This is a genomic window from Flavobacterium sp. ov086, from assembly GCF_900187965.1.
Lineage (GTDB): Bacteria > Bacteroidota > Bacteroidia > Flavobacteriales > Flavobacteriaceae > Flavobacterium.
Genome location: NZ_FZNL01000004.1, coordinates 343,839 through 363,322 on the forward strand (window position 1 = coordinate 343,839; position 19,484 = coordinate 363,322).

Genomic DNA, 19,484 nt, shown 5'->3' on the forward strand with positions numbered 1-19,484 from the left:
ATTCGAAAATGAAAAAACATACACATAGTAAAATAATAGCCTTAATGCTTGTTTTGTGCAGCACTTTTGGCTGTACAGATATGCTGGACCAGGAACCTTTAGGACTTGCAACACCACAAAATTTCTGGGTGTCTCAGGAGAATGTAGAATCTGCTGTAGCAGGAGATTATGGTTTACTTAAAGAAGCTTTGATGACAGACTCGAACTTTATGTTATGGGGAGAGTTTACCGGAATGACTTTTATGGACAGTGAAAACTGGATTGTTGATTATATCGAAGGAAACGGAAATTACGTTTTAGCGTATCGTGATGCATCCCGTAATTGGAAAGGATTTTACAGAGCAGCAAACTGGGCACTTTCGATCGAGAAACACGTTAGTGAAATGCCGGACAGCAAATTCAAATCAAAAGCGGAGAAAGACAGACTAATAGGAGAAGCCGCTTTTATAAGATCGCTATCTTATTTCTACATAGCCCGTATTTGGGGCGATGCGCCTATTGTAGACGAAGTTATCGAAACGTCAGATCAATTGATTAAAGACGGTAATATTGTTACAAAACCAAGAGAAAACGAATTAAAGGTATTGGATGTTTCTTTGGCTGCAGCCAATAAAGCGATCAGTTTATTAAAATACTCTTCTCCTGGTGCTTCAAAATGGGCAATTACGGCCAATAAAGCTAGTGCCGAAGCCTTAAAAGCTCATATTGCGCTTTGGTACGCAAGCAGAGATCAGGACAATCTTGCGATGGTTAATCAGGCTCTTGCAGCTGCCAATTCTGTAATTGCAAATAGTAATGCTTCGCTTATTGATTATGTAAATGAAGGTGTAGATGGGTTTAATGATATGTGCATTGGACAATCAAAAACGGGACTTTTTGAGATTAATGTCAGTGCTACAATGAATGAATCGTACCGTGTTAGTGATGAAGATGCATATGTTACAGGATTAACATTAACAAATCCTTTTTTTAAAGACCCAAATGGTAATGCGCCAATTATAAGTGAAGATTTTTATGGCAAAGAAATGATGAATTCTAATAGTGATCGTGATAATGATATCCGTAAAACGTTATTTTTTAGTGATTTCGATTCTTCCGAGATTTCTTCTTTACTTAAATATTCCCAAACCGCTAAAGACGGGCAATCATCAGACTCATATGCAAGATTTTCAGAGTCTAATATTTTAATTTTCAGATTGGCAGATGTTTATCTTCTTAGAGCAGAAGCGAATATGAAATTAGGAAATGGTGCAGCGGCTGTTGCCGATATTAACACGATCAGATCTAAAGCCAATGTACCGGATTATACCGGAGCTACTGACCGTACATCATTAACCAAAGCCATATTTGATGAGCGTGCAATTGAGCTGGTAGGAGAAGGGCAATCAGGTTTTGACAGAATCAGACTGAATTACTTTTCCGGAGTAAGCTGGATGAATCCTAGCAGAATTGCACACAAAGGATGTTTTTGGCCCGTTGATCCATCAATTATCTCTATTAACCCGGCCATTATTCAAACGGATTACTGGAAGGGCAAACTGTAACTTATTTAATAATCTTTAAAGAACATAAACATGAAATATATATATGTATTAATAGTACTATTTAGCTTGACTTCCTGTTCAAACGATGACTATCTAATAGACGGAGGTTTGGCTAACCAAAATGTTGGGGTATCGACTTATGATTTTCTAAAATCAAATAAACAACTAGACACCTTAGCTATTTTAATTCAAAAAGCGGGTATGATTGATGTGGTTAATGCTAAATCAACCACACTCTTCGCTCCAAATAACTTGTCTATAAAAAAATATATCTATTATATGAAAGAGATAGAGGAGAATCAAAATTATGGTATTAACGATATTCCTGTAGCTAATTTGAAAGAAATGCTGGGCGCGTATATTTTTAACGAAAGTCTGGATCGCAGCAAATTGGTAAAAGAAGGAAAAGTTTATACAGCACATAATGGAGAGGAAAGATTACTTTCTCTTGAACCTGTAGAGGATTATAAAGACCAATTGGACCAATTTCCGGAGTATGTGTATTACACTGTTAAAGGTGGTGGTGACTGGGACCCGACAGATGCTGTAGATGATGATGTTAAAACGGTTGTCAGAACCTCTAATTTAATTTCTACGAACGGAGTAATTCATGTTCTTCAAGGGTCGCATCATTTTTCAAATTACATAGATTAAGTTCCTTATTTTAAGTAAAAGACATCTATTATAAAAAAATATCTATATGAAAAAAATAATTTATCTATTTGGGATTGCACTATTTGTGTTGTCCTGTGAGGAGCCCGAAGTGGGTTATATCAGTGATAATATACATTCACTACAAGACACGATAACAGTTCCTCGTGGCGTCTTTTTTTCTTCGGCTCCACCGGCTGTCGAAGGCTCCACCTATCCATTAGAGTGGGCGATTACCAGTATTACCGATAAAGACGGAAACTTAACCACAGAACTACAGGATAAACACGAAATTTTGACCTGGACGGCTCCATTTGACCCTACTACAGATACTACACTGGAGTTAGCAATGAAAAAGTTAAAGTTGAGTCCGCAGCCTTCGATTATAATGAATCCTGTAAGTGGAGAGTTTGTTTTTACACAAGCTTCGAAAGCAGTTGTTAATGATCATTTTGTCATCAATGTAAATGCAAAAAATATTCGCGGAGAACGTAAATTAGACAAGTTTACACGCGTAAAAATGGGGCCTTTCGTACCTATAGAGTTCAAAACCGAGATTAGATCAAGATTACAATTGGGTAGAGGTGCAGGTGTTTATGATACCGGATATACCTATTCTATAGTTAATGATAATGATCCAAAAGTGCCGGGTGTATTAGACGGGACAGATCCTTATGTTACTATTGTAAAAATAAGTGATGAGCCTAAATTGGCAGTAAAAGTAAAAATGATTATTGCAGATAGTCACGGTACACCTCTGGATCCTAATAAAGTTGTGTTTAACTATGGAGGAGGATCTGAGCCTTTACAAAATTATCATGATAATACGATAGGGACAGTCTTGGACTCTGAAAGTACCATTTTTGGTTTGCCGGCTCCGCCATTTCCGCAGTACGCCAGAAATTATACCGGAAATGATGCCTATTTAATGTATTATTTAACCACAGCTGATGCTTTTACGGTAGACAAAGCTGCATTTGAAGCAGATAATGGAGTAAAAGACTGGAGTAAATATCTTGACCCTTCTACAGGGCAAATTCGCAACAGAGCCTATATACGATGGGGGATGAAAATTAATGATTCAGGTACTTGGGAAATTAAAATGAAGATTCCGTACACAACGAAGAAATAGCTTTTTTATATATAAATAGATTTTTTTTAACCTCAAAAACAATAAAATTATGAGAAGAATTAAAGAAAGAATTGGAGTTATGTTAATTGTGTTAATAACTGGTGGTTTGCATTCTTGTAACAAAGAAGATATAGCTGCTAATGATCAAAACGGTTTGGTAGAAAATACCGGTAAACCCGCAGCATCTTCTTATACGGTTTCTATGGGAGGTAATGCCTATGTTACAAACTTGGCTGCTGGCGGTACAGAAAACGTTACGGCTACTTCTTTGGCAGGCTGGACAAATCCGAATAGTGTTTTTAGTGCTTATTTTAGACTGGGACTTACAGGAGCTTTAACAGTAAAAGTAAAAGCCAAAGTTCCGTCTGGAAGTAGTACTATTAAAGTAACGATAAACGGAACGGCTTACAACGTAAACCTAGCTGGAAAAAACTACGCAACTTTCAATGTGGGAACTGTCAATATTAGTAATGTAGGTTATGTAAAAGTAGATTTTCAAGGAGTTAGCAAAACAGGAAGCAACTACGCTGAGGTTTCTGATTTGGTAATTAGCGGTGCTGCAACAGCTTCAGATGTAATATATGCCAATGACCCAGCTAATTATTATTGGTCCAGAAGAGGTCCTTCAGTTCATTTGAGTTACGATGCAGGAGCACCTGCTTCAAACAACGAATGGAATTACAATGAAGTAACTATTCCTGTGGGTGAAGATAAAATAGGTTCTTACTTTATGGCGAATGGTTTTGGAGAAGGTTATTTTGGAATTCAGGTTAATTCAGCAACAGAAAGACGAATTCTGTTTTCTGTATGGGATCCTTCTGTGGGTAAAACAACATTAGTGCGCAAAGGTTCAAATGTAGTTGATAATACTTTTGGAGGAGAAGGCACTGGCGGACAAAGTTATTTGGTTTACAACTGGGTTGCCGGAAATACGTATAAATTCCTTACTCAGGCTAAGCCAGACGGAACAGGAGCAACTGTTTATTCGGCATGGTTTTTTGCTCCCGAAGCAGGAAGCTGGAAATTTATTGCGACCTGGAAAAGACCTAATACGGTTACTTATCTAACAGGGTTTTATTCATTCCTTGAAAATTTTGATCCGGAACAAGGATATCTTGGCAGAAAAGTGCTTTTTAACAATCAGTGGGTTCGCACAGTAGAAGGCACCTGGATAGAAAGAACCACAGCTGAATTTACAATCGATGCCACAGGAGACAACAAACAGCGAATGGACTACGCAGGAGGAATACAAAACGGTAGTTTTTATCTTCAAAACGATGGTTTTTTCCCTACATATGTTGCTAAATATACAACGTTTACAAGACCAGCCACGGGAACTCAACCAACAGTTAATCTTACGACATTGCCATAATTGTAGTTTTTATTTGTAGAATTTCTTACCAATGAATTGGTTTTTGATTAGTTGAAAAGACTTCATTAGAGCCTCTCTAATGGAGTTTTTTTGAACTAATTTATGGATTAAAGTAGGCAGGATTTTTATTTGTAAAAAGTAAAAATCTAATTTTTTAAAAACTTAAAAATGAATTACAAACATTATCTGATTCTTATAAGTCTTTTTTTAGTCTCACCCCGAGCATTAACACAATCGAAAATGACAAAGTCAGACTCGATTTTTTTAGTAGAAAATACAGTGTTTGTAACTGCTGTTTCAAAAGAAGTAGGAACCTATAAAGCACCCAAATGCCCTGAAGGTTTTAGTTTACAATTGATAGGTTCAGATAATCTTTCGGTGATAACTAAATCAGGAACTGTTTTTACTCCGTTGAACGATATGACGGTTAATCTATTGTTTAAAGCGGTTAAGACGGAGAATGGTTCGTCTATAGAAATTCCGTGCGTTGTAAACGTAGAAGGAACTTTTAATAATCAGGCAAAGAATGCAAAACCCTTTGTGATTCCGTCCTTGAGAGAATGGCATGGAGAGGAAGGAAATTTTACATTGACCTCAAAATCAAGAATTATAGTTGATGCAAAATATGCAGAAACACTTCTACAGGCAGCAAAAACCTTTCAGGACGATTTAGATAAAGCGTACAACTTAAAGCTAAAAGTTAGTACAGGTAATCCAAAAGCAGGAGATGTTTTTATTTCCCTTAATGGGAAAAATGAAGAATTGGGAGCAGAAGGTTATTCTCTTACCATTCGTGATTATGTTGCTATTAATGCTGCTCAGTACAAAGGAGCTTTTTGGGGAACACGTACCATTTTGCAAATACTGGAACAAGACACAAAACATTGCACTTTGCCTAAAGGAATTTCAAGGGATTATCCAAAATATGAAGTAAGAGGTTTTTTATTGGATGTAGGGAGAAAATATTTCAAGATAGACTTTTTGAGAGATTACATAAAGTTGATGTCCTATTATAAAATGAGTGATTTTCAGATTCATTTAAGTGACAACGCATTTGTAAAACATTTCGACAATGACTGGGATAAAACCTATAGCGGATTTAGACTTGAAAATGAGCGATATCCAAATCTACCCACAAAGGGTGAATTTTACACCAAGAAAGAATTTATTGATTTACAAATATTGGCAGAGCGTTACGGAATAAAGATTATTCCGGAGATTGACGTTCCTGCTCATTCGCTGGCTATTTCTAAAGTATTTCCGCAAGTTGCGAGCAAAAAATATGGTAAAGATCATCTTGATATAAAGAATCCGGAGACTTACACCATTGTAGAAAACATATTTAAAGAATATTTAGAAGGTAAAAATCCAGTATTTCGTTTTAAAGAAGTACATATTGGCACTGACGAATATGCCAAAGAAGAAGCTGAACCTTTTAGAAAGTTCACCGATCATTTTATAAAATATGTACAAAGTTTTGGCAAAGATGTTAGGGTTTGGGGAGCCTTAACACATGCTGAAGGTGTAACTCCGGTTACTTCAAAAGGGGTAACTATGAATGCGTGGTATAACGGTTATGCCGATCCTTTGAAAATGAAAGAGTTGGGGTATCCGCTTATCAGTACGCCAGATGGTTTTCTTTATATTGTTCCGGCTGCTGGATATTATTACGATTATTTAGACTTGAAATATTTATATGAAAAATGGGAACCTGTTGCCGTTGGAGCTATAGTTTTCAAGATGGGAGATCCTTTTATTCGAGGCGGTATGTTTACCGTATGGAATGATATAGCAAACAATGGAATTACCGCTCAGGATGTTACCGACAGAGTTTTTCCTGCAATTCAGGTATTAAGCGAAAAGATGTGGAGTGGAACGAATCAAAAGGTGAATTTTAATGATTTCTCAGGTAAGGTTAAATTTATCAATGAAGGTCCGGGATTGAATTTAAGAGGAAAATTTTTTGCTAAAGATCCTTTGGTTGTAAACTATGAGATGAAAGGCAACGACAAAGCGATTAAAAAAATAGCCGATGTAAGTTACGTAAAGGACGGAACCCGAAAGGTATTAAATTTTAAGAACAGCAGTAGTCAGGTGAAACTTCCTTACAAGGAAATTGGATATAATTATACAGTTGTTTTTAAAGTGAAACCTTCTGAAAACAATGCTGATAATGCAGTTCTTTTTCAATCAGATCATGCGATTGTGAAACTAAAACAAGGAAATACGTCTAATCTTGGTTTTTCTCACGAAGGGAAAGATTATGATTTTGGAGTTTCGATTCCGGAAAAGGAGTGGAGCAGCATTGCGATTTCAGGAGATAATAATTCGACTACATTATATTTAAATGGTAAGTTGGTTAAAAAAATGGAAAGAGAAGGAATTCCATACGGGAACAAAAAGGATACAATTTGGATTATGAAAACATTGTTTTTTCCATTGGATAAAATTGGAGACAGCAAGAATTCTTTTATCGGAAAAATGAAAAATCTAAAAGTGTTCAATCAGATTTTATCAGAAGCAGAAATTCAAGCTATAAAAGAAGATGAGTAATAGAGATATTGTCAACAACAATTTGTTCCATCGGAACATCTCATCGGTAGAAAAAAAATGCATCGTGAAAAATATCGTCTCATTGGGACGTTTGAGAAATTGAATATGTAATCAATATATATATTTACCAATATTATTTATAAAATCAAACGTTCCTACGGAACGTAAAAAATGCCGTATTTATTGGGCTACCGATGAGGTTTTCCGATGGAACAAAAACAGCAAATATAAATATGTGTATTAATAATGACAGTGAAATTTACTTTCGAATTTACCAATAGATTTTTAGCAAAAAAAAAGGTTTATACTGAAAAGTATAAACCTTTAATATAGATTATAAAAACGATTCCTTAATTCGTTCCGGCAGCACTTTTGTCTACCAGAAATAATAATTCACCAGAAACGGGTTTAATCAGTTGCATTGGGTAAGTTGCAGGATTATATGCTCCAGTTGTTACTTCCTTTAATGCAGGTGCTTTTTTCTCTCCAAAAGCCACTACAATAATCTTTTCGGCCTTGTTTATTAATGGTGCAGTAAGTGTAATACGGTGCATTTTTTGAGGTTCCAGATAGTAGGCAGAAACCCATTTAGTTTGCTCTTCTAATACAGGCTGACCGGGAAAAAGCGAAGCTGTATGTCCGTCGTCTCCCATTCCTAATAAGATCAAATCAAATTTTCCTTCTTCTCCTAATACTTTTCGAATAGATTGTTCGTACGTAACGGCATAATCTTCTGGTGTAACACCATCTTTGTACATTTCAAAAATATTTTCAGACGGAATAGGAACGTGGCTTAGCAATGCGGTATAAGACATTTTTGCATTGCTGAGGTCGTCATTAAGAGGTACCCAGCGTTCGTCTCCCCAGAATATAAAAACTTTACTCCAGTCTATTTTATTTTTATAATCGTCAGAAGCTAATAATTTGTAAATCCCTGCAGGAGAAGAACCTCCCGTAAGTACAGCAGTAAATTTATCTTTTTCGGCAATTGCTTTCTGTGCTAATGTTACAAAAAGATCTGCTGCTTCAATATTAATTTCTTCCGTACTATTGTATATCTGTATCATTTAAAATTTCTTCGTTTATTTTACTTTGTGTGTTCGGAATCCAGGCATGTCCCTGACGAGCCAATAATTCATCAGCTTCTTCTGGTCCCCAGCTTCCTGCTTTGTAATTAGGAAAATTGGTTGGTGCTGTAGTTTTCCATACTTGTTGAATAGTGTCGATAGCATCCCACGCTTGTTCTACCTGATCCCAACGCATAAATAGGGTAGGATCTCCTGCCAAAGCATCAGCAATTAGGGTTTCATAAGCTTCTGGTGACATTGTAGAGCAGGAGAAATAATCAAAGATCATTTCTGCCGGTCTTAAAGAAAGTGACAGACCAGGTTTTTTGGTCATAAATTGCAATTTGATATCCATTGCAGGCTGAATATTGATAATAAGCCTGTTTGGTGTCATACCTTCTTTTCCGTATGAAAATGCCGAATGTGGAACTGGTTTAAATTGTATAATGATAGAAGATTGTTTTTCTTCCATTCTTTTTCCGGTGCGCAAATAAAACGGAATTCCCTGCCATCTCCAGTTGTCAAGATAAATTTTCATTGCCACATAGGTTTCTGTATTAGAATCCGGAGCAATTCCTTTATCCTGACGATATCCCGGAACCGGATTTCCTTTTATTTCACCTGCATCATATTGACCTCTTACGACGTAATGATCAACTTCATCCGGTTTGATACGGCGAATAGATTTTAAAACATCGGCTTTACGGTTTCGAATATCATCTGCTTCTAATGAAGCCGGAGCCTCCATAGCTGTCATGCATAAAATTTGAAGTAAATGGTTCTGAATCATATCTTTCAATGCACCAACGCCTTCGTAGAATCCGCCGCGTTCTTCAACGCCAACTTCTTCTGCAACTGTAATCTGAACAAAATCAATAAAATTACGGCTCCATAGAGGTTCAAACATCGAATTTCCAAAACGGAAAGCAAGGATATTTTGAACTGTTTCTTTACCTAAATAATGATCGATTCTGTAAATCTGTTCTTCTTTGAAAGTTTGTGAAAGCATTGCATTAAGCGCAATGGCAGAAGTTTTATCGTAACCAAAAGGTTTTTCGATAATAATACGGTCTTGCTTTGGATTTGCGGCAAGGCCAATTTTATTGATATTACTTGAGATTGTAGTGATGAAAGAAGGTGTAATCGAAAGGTAAAAAAGACGATTGGCACGTTCTCCAAAAGACTCATCGATATTGTTTATCTTTTCATTTAAACTTTGATAAGATTCTTCTTTGTCAATATCAAGGCTATGATAGGTTATGTGGGAAAGAAATTTTTGAGTTTCAGGATCAGAAAGACCTTTTTTTCTTGAAAATGTATTTAGATTTTCTAAGACATAGCTGCGGAACTCTTCGTCGCTTTTTTCAGCTCTTCCAAGCGCGATAATCTGAAACTTGTCTGACATACGGCCATCAAGATACAGATTTTGAAATGCGGGAAAGAGCTTTCTCTTTGCCAGGTCTCCGGTTCCTCCAAAAATCACAATGACCGTTGGATTTATATTTTTGAACTTACTCATTTGTGTGTGTTGTGTTGCTTATAGTTCTTTATTCAGACCATTGTGTGTGGAAAACTCCAGTGGTATCAATACGTTCGTAGGTATGAGCACCAAAATAATCGCGCTGTGCCTGAATTAGATTTGTTGGTAGATTTGCAGATCTGTAGGCGTCAAAATAGGCCAATGAATTCATAAGTCCGGCTACAGGTAATCCTTGTTGAACAGCAAATTGAATTACGGTTCTTATTCCGGCTTGGTTATCGGTTAATTTTGAAGCGATGCCAGCATCTAAAAGTAAGTTTGGTAAATCTGATTTTGCAGCAAATGCTTTTCTAAAATCTTCTAAAGCATTCGCACGAATAATACAGCCTCCGCGCCATATTTTGGCAACAGTTTCTAAATTTAATCCGTAATTGTATTCTTTAGAAGCGGTATGAAGCTGTGCTAATCCCTGTGCATAAGTCACGACAATAGAAAAATATAATGCCGATTTTAATGCCGAAATTGCTTCGCTTGCATTTACATCAGTTGGATTCGTGTTCCAAACTAATTTAGTAGCGGCTTCAATTCTTTCCGGTTTAGTTTTAGACATATCACGCATGACAACTGCAGCATCGATAGTTGGAACCGGCACTTGCAAATCCATTGCGTTTTGAGAAGTCCATTTTCCTGTTCCTTTAGATTTTGCCCAATCCGAAATTTTATTGATTAATGCGCTTCCGTCTGCATCTTTTTCTTTTAGGATTTTTCCGGTAATTTCGATCAGATACGATTTAAGATCAGTGGTTTGATTCCATTCTTCAAAAGTTTTCTGAATCGTGTCTTCATCCAGATTATAACCTCTTTTCATCAGGTCATAAATTTCAGAAATCAATTGCATGATTCCGTATTCGATACCGTTATGAACCATTTTTACGTAGTTTCCGGCAGATCCGTTTCCTAAATATTCAACACAAGGTTCTCCATCAACTTTTGCTGCAATAGCTTCAAAAATAGGACGAAGTCTTTCGTATGCTTTCTGATCTCCACCAGGCATCATAGCAGGACCGAATCTCGCACCTTTTTCACCTCCGGAAATTCCCATTCCAAAGAAATGGATTCCTTTAGCAGATAATTCCAGAAACCTTCTGTCTGTATCGGTGAAATAAGTGTTACCACCATCGATTATAATATCTCCTTTGTCTAAATGAGGAAGTAAGCTTGCTATTGCGCTGTCAACAGGTTTTCCTGCCGGAACTAATAGCATAATGGCTCTGGGTTGCTGAATAAGATCTACGAAATGCTTAACATCTGTAGTAGCTTCAATAGTATGATCAGCATCAGCTTCCTGTTGAAGAGAGTTAACTTTTTCAGTATCTAAATCTAAACCTGCCGCTGCAAAATTATGGCTCGCAATATTTAAAAGTAAATTACGACCCATTACGCCGAGCCCTACAATTCCAAAATCAAATTTGTTCATAGTTTTCAATTAACTAAAATTATTAGAAAGATGCTTTTTCCAGAAAAAAAGTAAGAGAAAAAACAGTAATGCTTTTTCAATCAGTTTTTTGCGGAAAAATAAAGTTTGTTTTAATCTTACATTTTAAGATTTACTGTGCTAAGTTAAATAAAAATGATGAAACATTATAGGATAAACAGTCCTCTTTAAGGCTTTATTATATATTAAAATAATATTCAAGTTCGTTAAAAACACCTTTAAATTCATCTGTTTTATTTCTTATAAAAGTACTGAGATAATGGGTTATTTTGAGATAATGACATCAGTAATTTCTATTTTGATATCATTATAATTAATTCAACTTATCAACCGGAATAAAATCAAATTTCAAATATCATATTGTTACTTTTTTTATATCTTTCAAAAGATAAATTATAATTACTGCAAAATTTAGACATGAATCAACGACATATAAGAAACAGGCTTTATATTAGCCATGAAGAACAAGAATTAATAAAGAATACTCCCATATTATTAGGCGGGGCAGGTATAGGCAGTGTTATTGCCGAATGTTTATTAAGACTGGGTTTCGAAACTCTGACCATAATCGATGGCGATGTTGTTGAATTATCAAATTTAAACAGACAAAATTATACCGAAAAAGATATTTCAAAACCTAAGGTAGAAGCGCTTAAAGAAAGATTACTTGCGATTAACAGTGAAGCTAAAATTACAACTCATAATTGTTTTTTAACACCGGAAAATGTCGAAGATTATATAAAAGATCATAAAATTGCTATAAACGCTTTAGATTTCACTTCTGATGTTCCGCTTTTGTTTGACTCTATTTGCCAGAAAAAAAAGATACCGGTTTTGCATCCGTATAATTTAGGATGGGGAGCATTAGTATTGGTTATTTCAGATGATGAAGGATTAGATGTTTTAAGAAAACCGGACGAAAAATTTAGCGAAATTAATGTTGTCAATTATGTTTTAGAATATATGAGATATTGGGAAAATCCGCAGGACTGGCTGGAAAAAATTCTGGGGGAATATATAAATGAAAACAAAAATCTTTCGCCTCCGCAACTTTCTATTGCTTCCTGGTTAGTAGCTGGAATATGCAGTAATATTGCGTTTGATATCTGTATCAATAAACGCATAAAAGTATTTCCGGAGTTTTATTTAACGACGATCAGATAGAAAAAAAAATGAAATCTAAAATTTTAATCTAAAGAGATTACTTTTTTAGATTAATTTATTACTGGTTACAAAAGCAATTGCTTCTGAAATATTCGTTACTTCTAATTTTTGAAAAAGATTTCTTCTGTGAAATTTTACCGTATCCGGCGAAATAAATAGCGCTTCGGCAATTTCATTTATAGTAAAACCCCTGGTCGAAAATTGTAAAATTTCTTTGTCTCTTTTAGATAAAGCAATTTTTTTGGAATCTTCCCAATGATTCAGTTCAAGATTATACTTTTGAACCGTGTTTGCTCCGTTTTTGTGTATTTTGATATTACCCGCCTTACGTTCAGATGATAATGAAATAATACATATTGCTTTCCATATTTTTCCACTTGATGTTAAAAAAACAGGAGTAAGTTTTTGATTGATTAAAATTAATTTTCCTTCCTGATTTCTTAAATGAAAATCATAAGATATGGTATAATGAGTGCGCTCTTCTAAGGGCGTTTTTTCATAAAAATCAAATCCAATAGTATTAATTTTCAATAATAATTCTAAATCGGCTTCAGGAACATGTTTAAAATAAAAAGAATAGCCCATTTCAAGCACTTCTTCTGCTGTATTGCCACATAAAAATAATGGGTTATCAGAAACAAACTCAAACCCTTGTATTAAATAATCTATAACGTAAAGACTTGTATATGTTGCTCTTGCAAATGCCTTAATAGGTTCTAAATAATCAAATCTTGTTGACCTTTCTTCATCTGTCATACCATAAATGATATTTCTGGAATCAAAAAAAGAGTTTAAATCCTGTTCTTTCATTTGGATAATTTTAATCAAATTTAATTTAATTTTTTTGTTATGTGTGATAATAATTACACAGATCTTTAAAAAAATATATTTTACTATAACTTATTGATTGTTAGCAGTTAAAATCTTTTTGACTTAAGATAATTATAGCGTTTTCTTTTAAAACGGATAAAACCAATATTTGCTAAAAACGTATCGATCAAACCATCTTTATAAAATTATTTTCTTTCGTCATAATTTACAACTTAAAAGCAATATTACCCTAAAGTACAATTTATTGCAGGTAGCTTAATACTACTATTTAGTGTAGTAATAGTGCGGTTTTCTACAATTAGTTTTGATGATAACCAAAAGCAAATGGACTCCCATGACTATTAACCAGAATTACCTTGAAAGATTAGAATTAAATCAATTAACAGAATTAGCCAAGTTTGTAGTAGAAGAAAACTTTAATCATCATTGCGAAAATGTAAGTACCGAAAAAATTAACACAGATACACAAGAAGTTTATAATGAAGAATTAAATTATTTTAAAGATTCTGAAATTTTTGTTGCCAAAGATTTCTCAGGAAATATTCAAGGATCGATTAGAGTAATTAAATGGGATTATGAGATGAAGCTTCCGCTCCAGAAAATTTTTGATATTAATCCTTTAAGTGTTTTAGATCTTTCAGAAAAATTATCTTCTGTTTGGCACATTGGGCGATTTGCGACCAAAAGAAACATAAAAGATAAGACACTATTTAGAAGACTGATGGTGTGTGCAATTGCTCCTTTATGCGAGCAAAAAAAAGGTATTGCCTTTGCAGAGTGCGATAGCAAACTGTTACGAATTATGAATTTGCTTGGCATACAAGCAGAAGTTATAGGAAGCTCTATTAATTATCTGGGTTCTGAAACGATACCGATAGCAATGAGTTATGATGGTTTGAAAAAGTTTTACTCTGATAATAAATTTTTAATAACATCTGATAACATTGATAAAATGCCTAATAAAACATTTCGAAATAAGGAATGTGAATACTCTTTACTAACAGCTTAAAAGATTATGTGTATGATAATTAATCAGTTCTCTGCAAATAAGTTATAGATTAATAATCTTGATAAGCATGAAGTAAAATTTTAATTTTAAGAATAAATAAAATGATTTTAACAGAAGAACAAAAAAAAGGTCAGGATGTGTTTTTTAGGATAATTACGGAAGCCTGGGAAAACGATGATTTTAAAAAATCATTAATTACTAACCCTGAAGAAACATTAGAAAAATTTTTTGGGAGAAGTTTGCCAAACGGAAGAAAAATTAAAGTAACAGATCAGTCTGATCCAGAATATTTATACATCAATATTCCTATAAAACTAAAGCATAGTGATCAGGTATTAAACGCAAAAAAAAAAGCAAATTAAACAGAGCAAATTCAAATGACTCTGTTATTACAGACTACGAAAGTTTGTATAATTCTTTGCAAAACATATATGGATAGCATTTTTATAAAATAGACGTTAGAAAAAGTTTCTATACTAGAAAATGAGATCGATTAATTAAAGTTACCCAACCCGAAATCACAAATTATGGATGGCTTCTTTACCAGCTGGCTAAACGTCAAATTTCGTAATAATAATGAATAATACACTTACACTCGAGCGAATTGATCAAGTTGTATCAATTGATTTATCTTATGAACTTAAAGCTTATTTGTTTAATAAATTTTCGTTAAACGATGACTATGAGGTATCTACTATTGTCGAAGATGAGGGAATTCAATTTTGGAAAGAAACGTTATTTAATTTTTCTGGCAGAAAAGACATCTTTGGCATATTAAAAGAATGTTATTCACAATTGAATTTTTTGATTGAAAAAGAAAGAGATAAAATAGACCTCTATATCGATGTTGTTTTAAGAGGAAAAATGAATGATATAAAATTAGAGGATTATCAAAAATTAGAAGATTCAAAAAACATTAGTTTTGAAGTTCATGAAAGCATCGCAGGTAAAATCCCGGTTTTAATCATACCTCGCAAAGAAGATTTTGTAAAAATAGTACGGTCTTTAGTCTATAAAAACAATCCGGTAGCCATTCCTTCATCAATGGGAGCCGTATTATTGAATGGTCTTAACAATTCGAAACGATTAAATATGATCAAAAAAAACTGGTTGCAAAATAATTCCTTAGGAGACTGGAACACAGAATTTTTAGACAATGTAATGCCCAATAAATCTTTATACAAAGATAAAATGATCATTTTAAGCACAAAACCTTACAGTGACGTAACGGCGAATCAGTTAGGACTGACAGAGGATTTATGGAATTTATATTCAGTTTCTATTCGAAAAGAACATGAATTTACGCATTTGTATACGCTTAAAAAATACGGACAGGCCACCAATAATTTGCACGATGAGTTAATAGCCGATTACATTGGTATTATTAAAACAACATGGAATTATAATAAAATGTGGATGTTAACCTTTATGGGGTTAGAAAATTATCCTCATTACAGAGAAGGAGCCAGATTAGAAAATTATCTAAAAGAAAGTAAATTATCTTCGGATGATTTTAGACAATTGATTAAAATTGTAAAAAACGCTATCGAAAACATCGCTATTTTTGATAAATGTGTGGGAAAACTAAAATCGACTAGAGATCAAATGTGCAGAATAGATGCACTTTGCGAAATAGGATTAATCGATTTGGCATCTGCAAAAGGTGCCGAGTTATTGATTGAGATTTATTTTGAAAATTTTCATCGCGAATTATTTTAAATCCTATTCGTTTAAAGATTTTAAAAAAGCTCATTTCTTAGGAAATGAGCTTTTTTTAGTTTTTAATGCTTGGCAAATAAATCTCTTATTGATGAAAGAAATTATACAGTTAAAGAACTCAAAAAAAAACTGATTCAATTTTATAAGAATAATTATTATTTATGAAAATTAATTTTACATTATAAATCATAAAAAAAGAGAATATCATTATTAATGATGTTAAATTTTTTAATATTCTTGTTTTTAAAGCCTTAAATTACAGACTTATTATCTATATTTATTCTTGATTTTTTATTTGATGATAAAGTGTATTTTATTGATTATTAGCTTATTGGCTTGATTAAAGCGTTGTGTAAATCTTGATTTTTATCCCATTTTTTTTAAAACTTCTTTTTTAGGTCTAGTTTCGTTAGGTCCTTTTTATAGGAACTAACTATTTAAAAAACCTAAAACTATGAGAAACAAATTACACACTATTTTTTTTAAAAGAGACAAATATTGCCACATCATGTGGATCTTTTTTGCACTCTTAACCTCAAATTTATTTGCACAGCGAGGTTATTATGATGCACCATACAAAAGGTATGAAGCAAACTTAGGTCAATTGTCTAATGGGAGTACAGTTACTTCAAAATCCTATGTTCAGGGAGATCTTCAATCGGAAGCCACAGATCAACAATGTGTGAATATGTCTGCTAACAATGCCACAGTACAATGGACGCTTACAGAAGCCGCAGACGGACTTGTAGTTCGATACAGTGTTCCTGATGGGCAAACGGCTACTTTGGGCGTGTATAATGGAAACACAAAACTTACAACTCTAACCTTGACTTCGACCTGGTCGTGGGAATATTTGTGGAGCAACGGAAACCCTAACAATAACGGAATCACCAATCAAAACCCAAGAATGCGATTTGATGAAGTACGTTATAAACTTCCGGCTAAAATTGCTGTATCCGGAACTTTAAAACTGGTAAGAGAATCGGGGAATGTCCATGTGGATTTTGCAGAAATGGAACCAATCGCTACAGCCGTTACAGCTCCGGCGGGCTCCGTGACTTACACCGGAAACGGAAGTGATTTACAGACTTTTATTGATGCAAACGGTGGTAAAAAAATATTTGTTCCAAGTGGGGTTTATAACGTTAATAGAGAATTGTATTTTGGTGTTGCCAATACTTCATTAGTAGGTGCCGGAATGTGGTACACGCAGATTAATTTTACCAACACAAGCAGCTTAAATGGTGGATTGCGTGCCAATGCGGCAGGTATTTCATTTACGGATCTTTATTTAACAACAAATTCAGCATCCAGAAGTAATTCTTATAAAGCTATAAATGGTGTTTTTACATCCACTTCAACGGTAAAAAATATTTGGGCTGAACATTTTGAATGCGGAGCTTGGATTGCACAATATAATACCGGAGGACCTGCAATTGCCGATGGTTTTACGGTATCACATTGTCGTTTTAGAAATAATTATGCCGATGGAATTAATCTTTGCAAAGGAACTGCAAATGCAATTGTAGAGCATTGCAACTTTAGAAATAATGGAGATGATGATCAGGCAATTTGGTCTGCCGATGGTTTGGAATGTATCAATAATACTTTTAGATATAATACTTCAGAAAATTGCTGGCGTGCCTGCGGTCTGGCGATTTATGGCGGAAAGAATAACAAAGCCTACAATTTGATTATAAAAGACAATTTGGAAGCGGGTATCAGAGTGAGTAATAATTTTCCGGGAGCGCCATTTAACAATGACGGAATGCACGAAATACACGATATTACGGTAACAGCATGCGGAACTTTTAATGATACTTATAATAATCCGGTTGCTGCGGTAGATATTTTTAGCGCTACTAATGCCGGAAGTCAGGTTAAAAATGTGCAGCTTTATAGTATCGACATTTTAGATTCAAGAAATGATGCTATTTCGATTAGTAAAAGATCAGGTGATGGTATTTATAATCTTTCGTTTAAGGACATTACAGTTAACGGAACCGGTAAAGAATATCCAAATAATAATGCACTTAACAGAAATTGGGGCAGAGGATATTTTGTGCTTATAGCAGGTTCTCCTGCCGGAAATGGTACGTATTGCAACATGAATTATTCTAATAGAGGTGGTAATGCCACAGCAAATGAAGAAATTAGTGCAATTGGTACATTTTCATGGACACAAGGTTCTAACTGTTCAAGTACATCAGTTCCGGTTTCAGGCGTAACGGTTTCACCTGCAACAGCTACTTTAGGCGTTGGCGCGACACAACAATTAACGCCAACCGTTGCTCCGGCAAATGCGACCAACAAAACAGTAACATACAGTTCTAATAATACTGGCGTTGCAACGGTAAACGGATCAGGTTTGGTTACTGCAATTGCATCCGGATCAGCAACAATTACAGTGACAACTCAGGATGGTAACAAAACCGCAACTGTTGTAATCACAGTGAGTTCATCAAATGTGGCGGTAACAAGTGTAAGTTTAAGTCCAACAACAGCAACTTTAAGTGTTGGTGGAACACAACAATTGACACCAACAGTTCTTCCGTCGAATGCAACAAATAAAGCGGTTAGTTATGCATCAAACAATACGGGCGTTGCAACGGTTAATGCTTCAGGTTTAGTAACGGCAGTTGCTAACGGATCAGCAATAATTACGGTAACAACCGCTGACGGAAATAAAACAAGTACGGCTACAATTACGGTTAACACGGCAACAGGAAACTACTTTACTATTAAAAACAAATGGACTAATAATTATCTATATGATGCCGGTGCAAATGTTGGCTACGGAACAACTGTTGCTAATAATAATTATAAATGGGAAAAAGTAGCTGTTGATGCGACTTATTTTATACTAAAAAATGTAGGTACAGGAGATGTTATGCATATCGAAAACTTAACAGGAGCGGTGCAATGTACTGTTGCCGGTCCTGATTGGATGAGTGCACAATGGTCAACTGAAAATGTTGATGCTACATGGGTGAGAATTAAAAACAGATGGCAAACAGGAAGCATGATTCATATTGAAAACCTGAATGGTTCTGCTCAATATGCGGGAGCTCAAAACAATTGGGATAGTGCGCAATGGCAATTTCAAAGCACTTCAACATCGAAAAAAGTTAATGGACCGGAAGTAACAGCAGAGAAAAACTTTGAAGTTAGTATTTATCCAAATCCTTCAATTGACAAAGAATTTAATGTTGTCTTGCCAGAATTAAATGCAGATGATGTCGCAACAGTTACGGTTACGGATATTAACGGAAGAAAGGTTTTGCTAAACAAACTTAATGCTTCTGCAAAAATCAATCACAACTTGGGTAGCGGAATCTATATTGTTACCATCAGTTCAAATAGTTATAATGTTTCTAAAAAACTGATTGTCAAGTAATTTATTAAGATATAGTAAATTATAATATTCGGGTTTCTTATTGAAGATTATACATTACAAACCTCCAAAG

Annotated in this window: 14 protein-coding genes; 10 read left to right on the plus strand and 4 right to left on the minus strand. The window is 34.5% G+C overall.

Annotated features, from left to right (window positions below; genetic code table 11):
* Nucleotides 1-8 precede the first annotated feature (8 nt).
* The 5 genes from CHB81_RS07030 (at nucleotide 9) to CHB81_RS07050 (ending at nucleotide 7,252) form a co-directional block, all read left to right on the plus strand.
* Complete coding sequence (locus tag CHB81_RS07030; protein ID WP_089351175.1) at nucleotides 9-1,544, plus strand: RagB/SusD family nutrient uptake outer membrane protein; 1,536 nt, start codon at nucleotides 9-11, stop codon at nucleotides 1,542-1,544.
* Nucleotides 1,545-1,574: 30 nt separating this feature from the next.
* A complete protein-coding gene (locus CHB81_RS07035) occupies nucleotides 1,575-2,198 on the plus strand; it encodes a fasciclin domain-containing protein (protein WP_089351176.1) in 624 nt (207 codons plus the stop codon).
* A gap of 46 nt (nucleotides 2,199-2,244) precedes the next feature.
* Nucleotides 2,245-3,327, plus strand: coding sequence for a DUF5007 domain-containing protein (locus CHB81_RS07040; RefSeq protein ID WP_089351177.1), 1,083 nt, complete (start codon nucleotides 2,245-2,247; stop codon nucleotides 3,325-3,327).
* Nucleotides 3,328-3,376: 49 nt separating this feature from the next.
* A complete protein-coding gene (locus tag CHB81_RS07045; protein WP_089351178.1) occupies nucleotides 3,377-4,699 on the plus strand; it encodes a DUF5077 domain-containing protein in 1,323 nt (440 codons plus the stop codon).
* A 240-nt stretch (nucleotides 4,700-4,939) separates the two neighbouring features.
* Nucleotides 4,940-7,252: a family 20 glycosylhydrolase gene (locus CHB81_RS07050; protein ID WP_217899717.1), complete on the plus strand. Its 2,313-nt coding sequence runs from the start codon at nucleotides 4,940-4,942 to the stop codon at nucleotides 7,250-7,252.
* Between the two features lie 350 nt (nucleotides 7,253-7,602).
* Here CHB81_RS07050 and pgl read toward each other — a convergent pair whose 3' ends face one another.
* From pgl to gndA, 3 genes are read right to left on the minus strand one after another with little or no spacing between them, the layout of a single operon-like run.
* On the minus strand, nucleotides 7,603-8,319 hold the full coding sequence (gene pgl, locus CHB81_RS07055; RefSeq protein ID WP_089351179.1) for a 6-phosphogluconolactonase: 717 nt from the start codon (nucleotides 8,317-8,319) through the stop codon (nucleotides 7,603-7,605).
* Nucleotides 8,300-9,838 carry a glucose-6-phosphate dehydrogenase gene (gene zwf / locus CHB81_RS07060; protein WP_089351180.1) on the minus strand — a complete coding sequence of 513 codons (1,539 nt, stop codon included), beginning with the start codon at nucleotides 9,836-9,838 and terminating at the stop codon, nucleotides 8,300-8,302. Before zwf ends, pgl begins: the two co-directional genes overlap by 20 nt.
* A 28-nt stretch (nucleotides 9,839-9,866) precedes the next feature.
* Nucleotides 9,867-11,276 carry an NADP-dependent phosphogluconate dehydrogenase gene (gene gndA, locus CHB81_RS07065; RefSeq protein ID WP_089351181.1) on the minus strand — a complete coding sequence of 470 codons (1,410 nt, stop codon included), beginning with the start codon at nucleotides 11,274-11,276 and terminating at the stop codon, nucleotides 9,867-9,869.
* Nucleotides 11,277-11,711: 435 nt separating this feature from the next.
* Between gndA and CHB81_RS07070 the strand changes: the two genes are divergently transcribed.
* Nucleotides 11,712-12,458, plus strand: a complete 747-nt coding sequence (locus CHB81_RS07070; RefSeq protein WP_089351182.1) for a ThiF family adenylyltransferase — start codon at nucleotides 11,712-11,714, stop codon at nucleotides 12,456-12,458.
* A 45-nt stretch (nucleotides 12,459-12,503) separates the two neighbouring features.
* Here CHB81_RS07070 and CHB81_RS07075 read toward each other — a convergent pair whose 3' ends face one another.
* Nucleotides 12,504-13,268, minus strand: a complete 765-nt coding sequence (locus CHB81_RS07075) for a response regulator transcription factor (protein ID WP_089351183.1) — start codon at nucleotides 13,266-13,268, stop codon at nucleotides 12,504-12,506.
* Between the two features lie 355 nt (nucleotides 13,269-13,623).
* Here CHB81_RS07075 and CHB81_RS07080 point away from each other — a divergent pair, with 355 nt between their 5' ends.
* From CHB81_RS07080 to CHB81_RS07095, 4 genes are all read left to right on the plus strand, one after another.
* The gene (locus CHB81_RS07080) at nucleotides 13,624-14,298 is read left to right on the plus strand and encodes a hypothetical protein (protein ID WP_089351184.1); all 675 of its coding nucleotides are present in this window, start codon (nucleotides 13,624-13,626) and stop codon (nucleotides 14,296-14,298) included.
* 101 nt (nucleotides 14,299-14,399) lie between these two features.
* Nucleotides 14,400-14,660, plus strand: a complete 261-nt coding sequence (locus CHB81_RS07085) for a hypothetical protein (protein WP_089351185.1) — start codon at nucleotides 14,400-14,402, stop codon at nucleotides 14,658-14,660.
* Between the two features lie 214 nt (nucleotides 14,661-14,874).
* The gene (locus CHB81_RS07090) at nucleotides 14,875-16,017 is read left to right on the plus strand and encodes a hypothetical protein (protein ID WP_089351186.1); all 1,143 of its coding nucleotides are present in this window, start codon (nucleotides 14,875-14,877) and stop codon (nucleotides 16,015-16,017) included.
* A gap of 454 nt (nucleotides 16,018-16,471) precedes the next feature.
* Complete coding sequence (locus CHB81_RS07095; RefSeq protein ID WP_089351187.1) at nucleotides 16,472-19,414, plus strand: Ig-like domain-containing protein; 2,943 nt, start codon at nucleotides 16,472-16,474, stop codon at nucleotides 19,412-19,414.
* Nucleotides 19,415-19,484 lie beyond the last annotated feature (70 nt).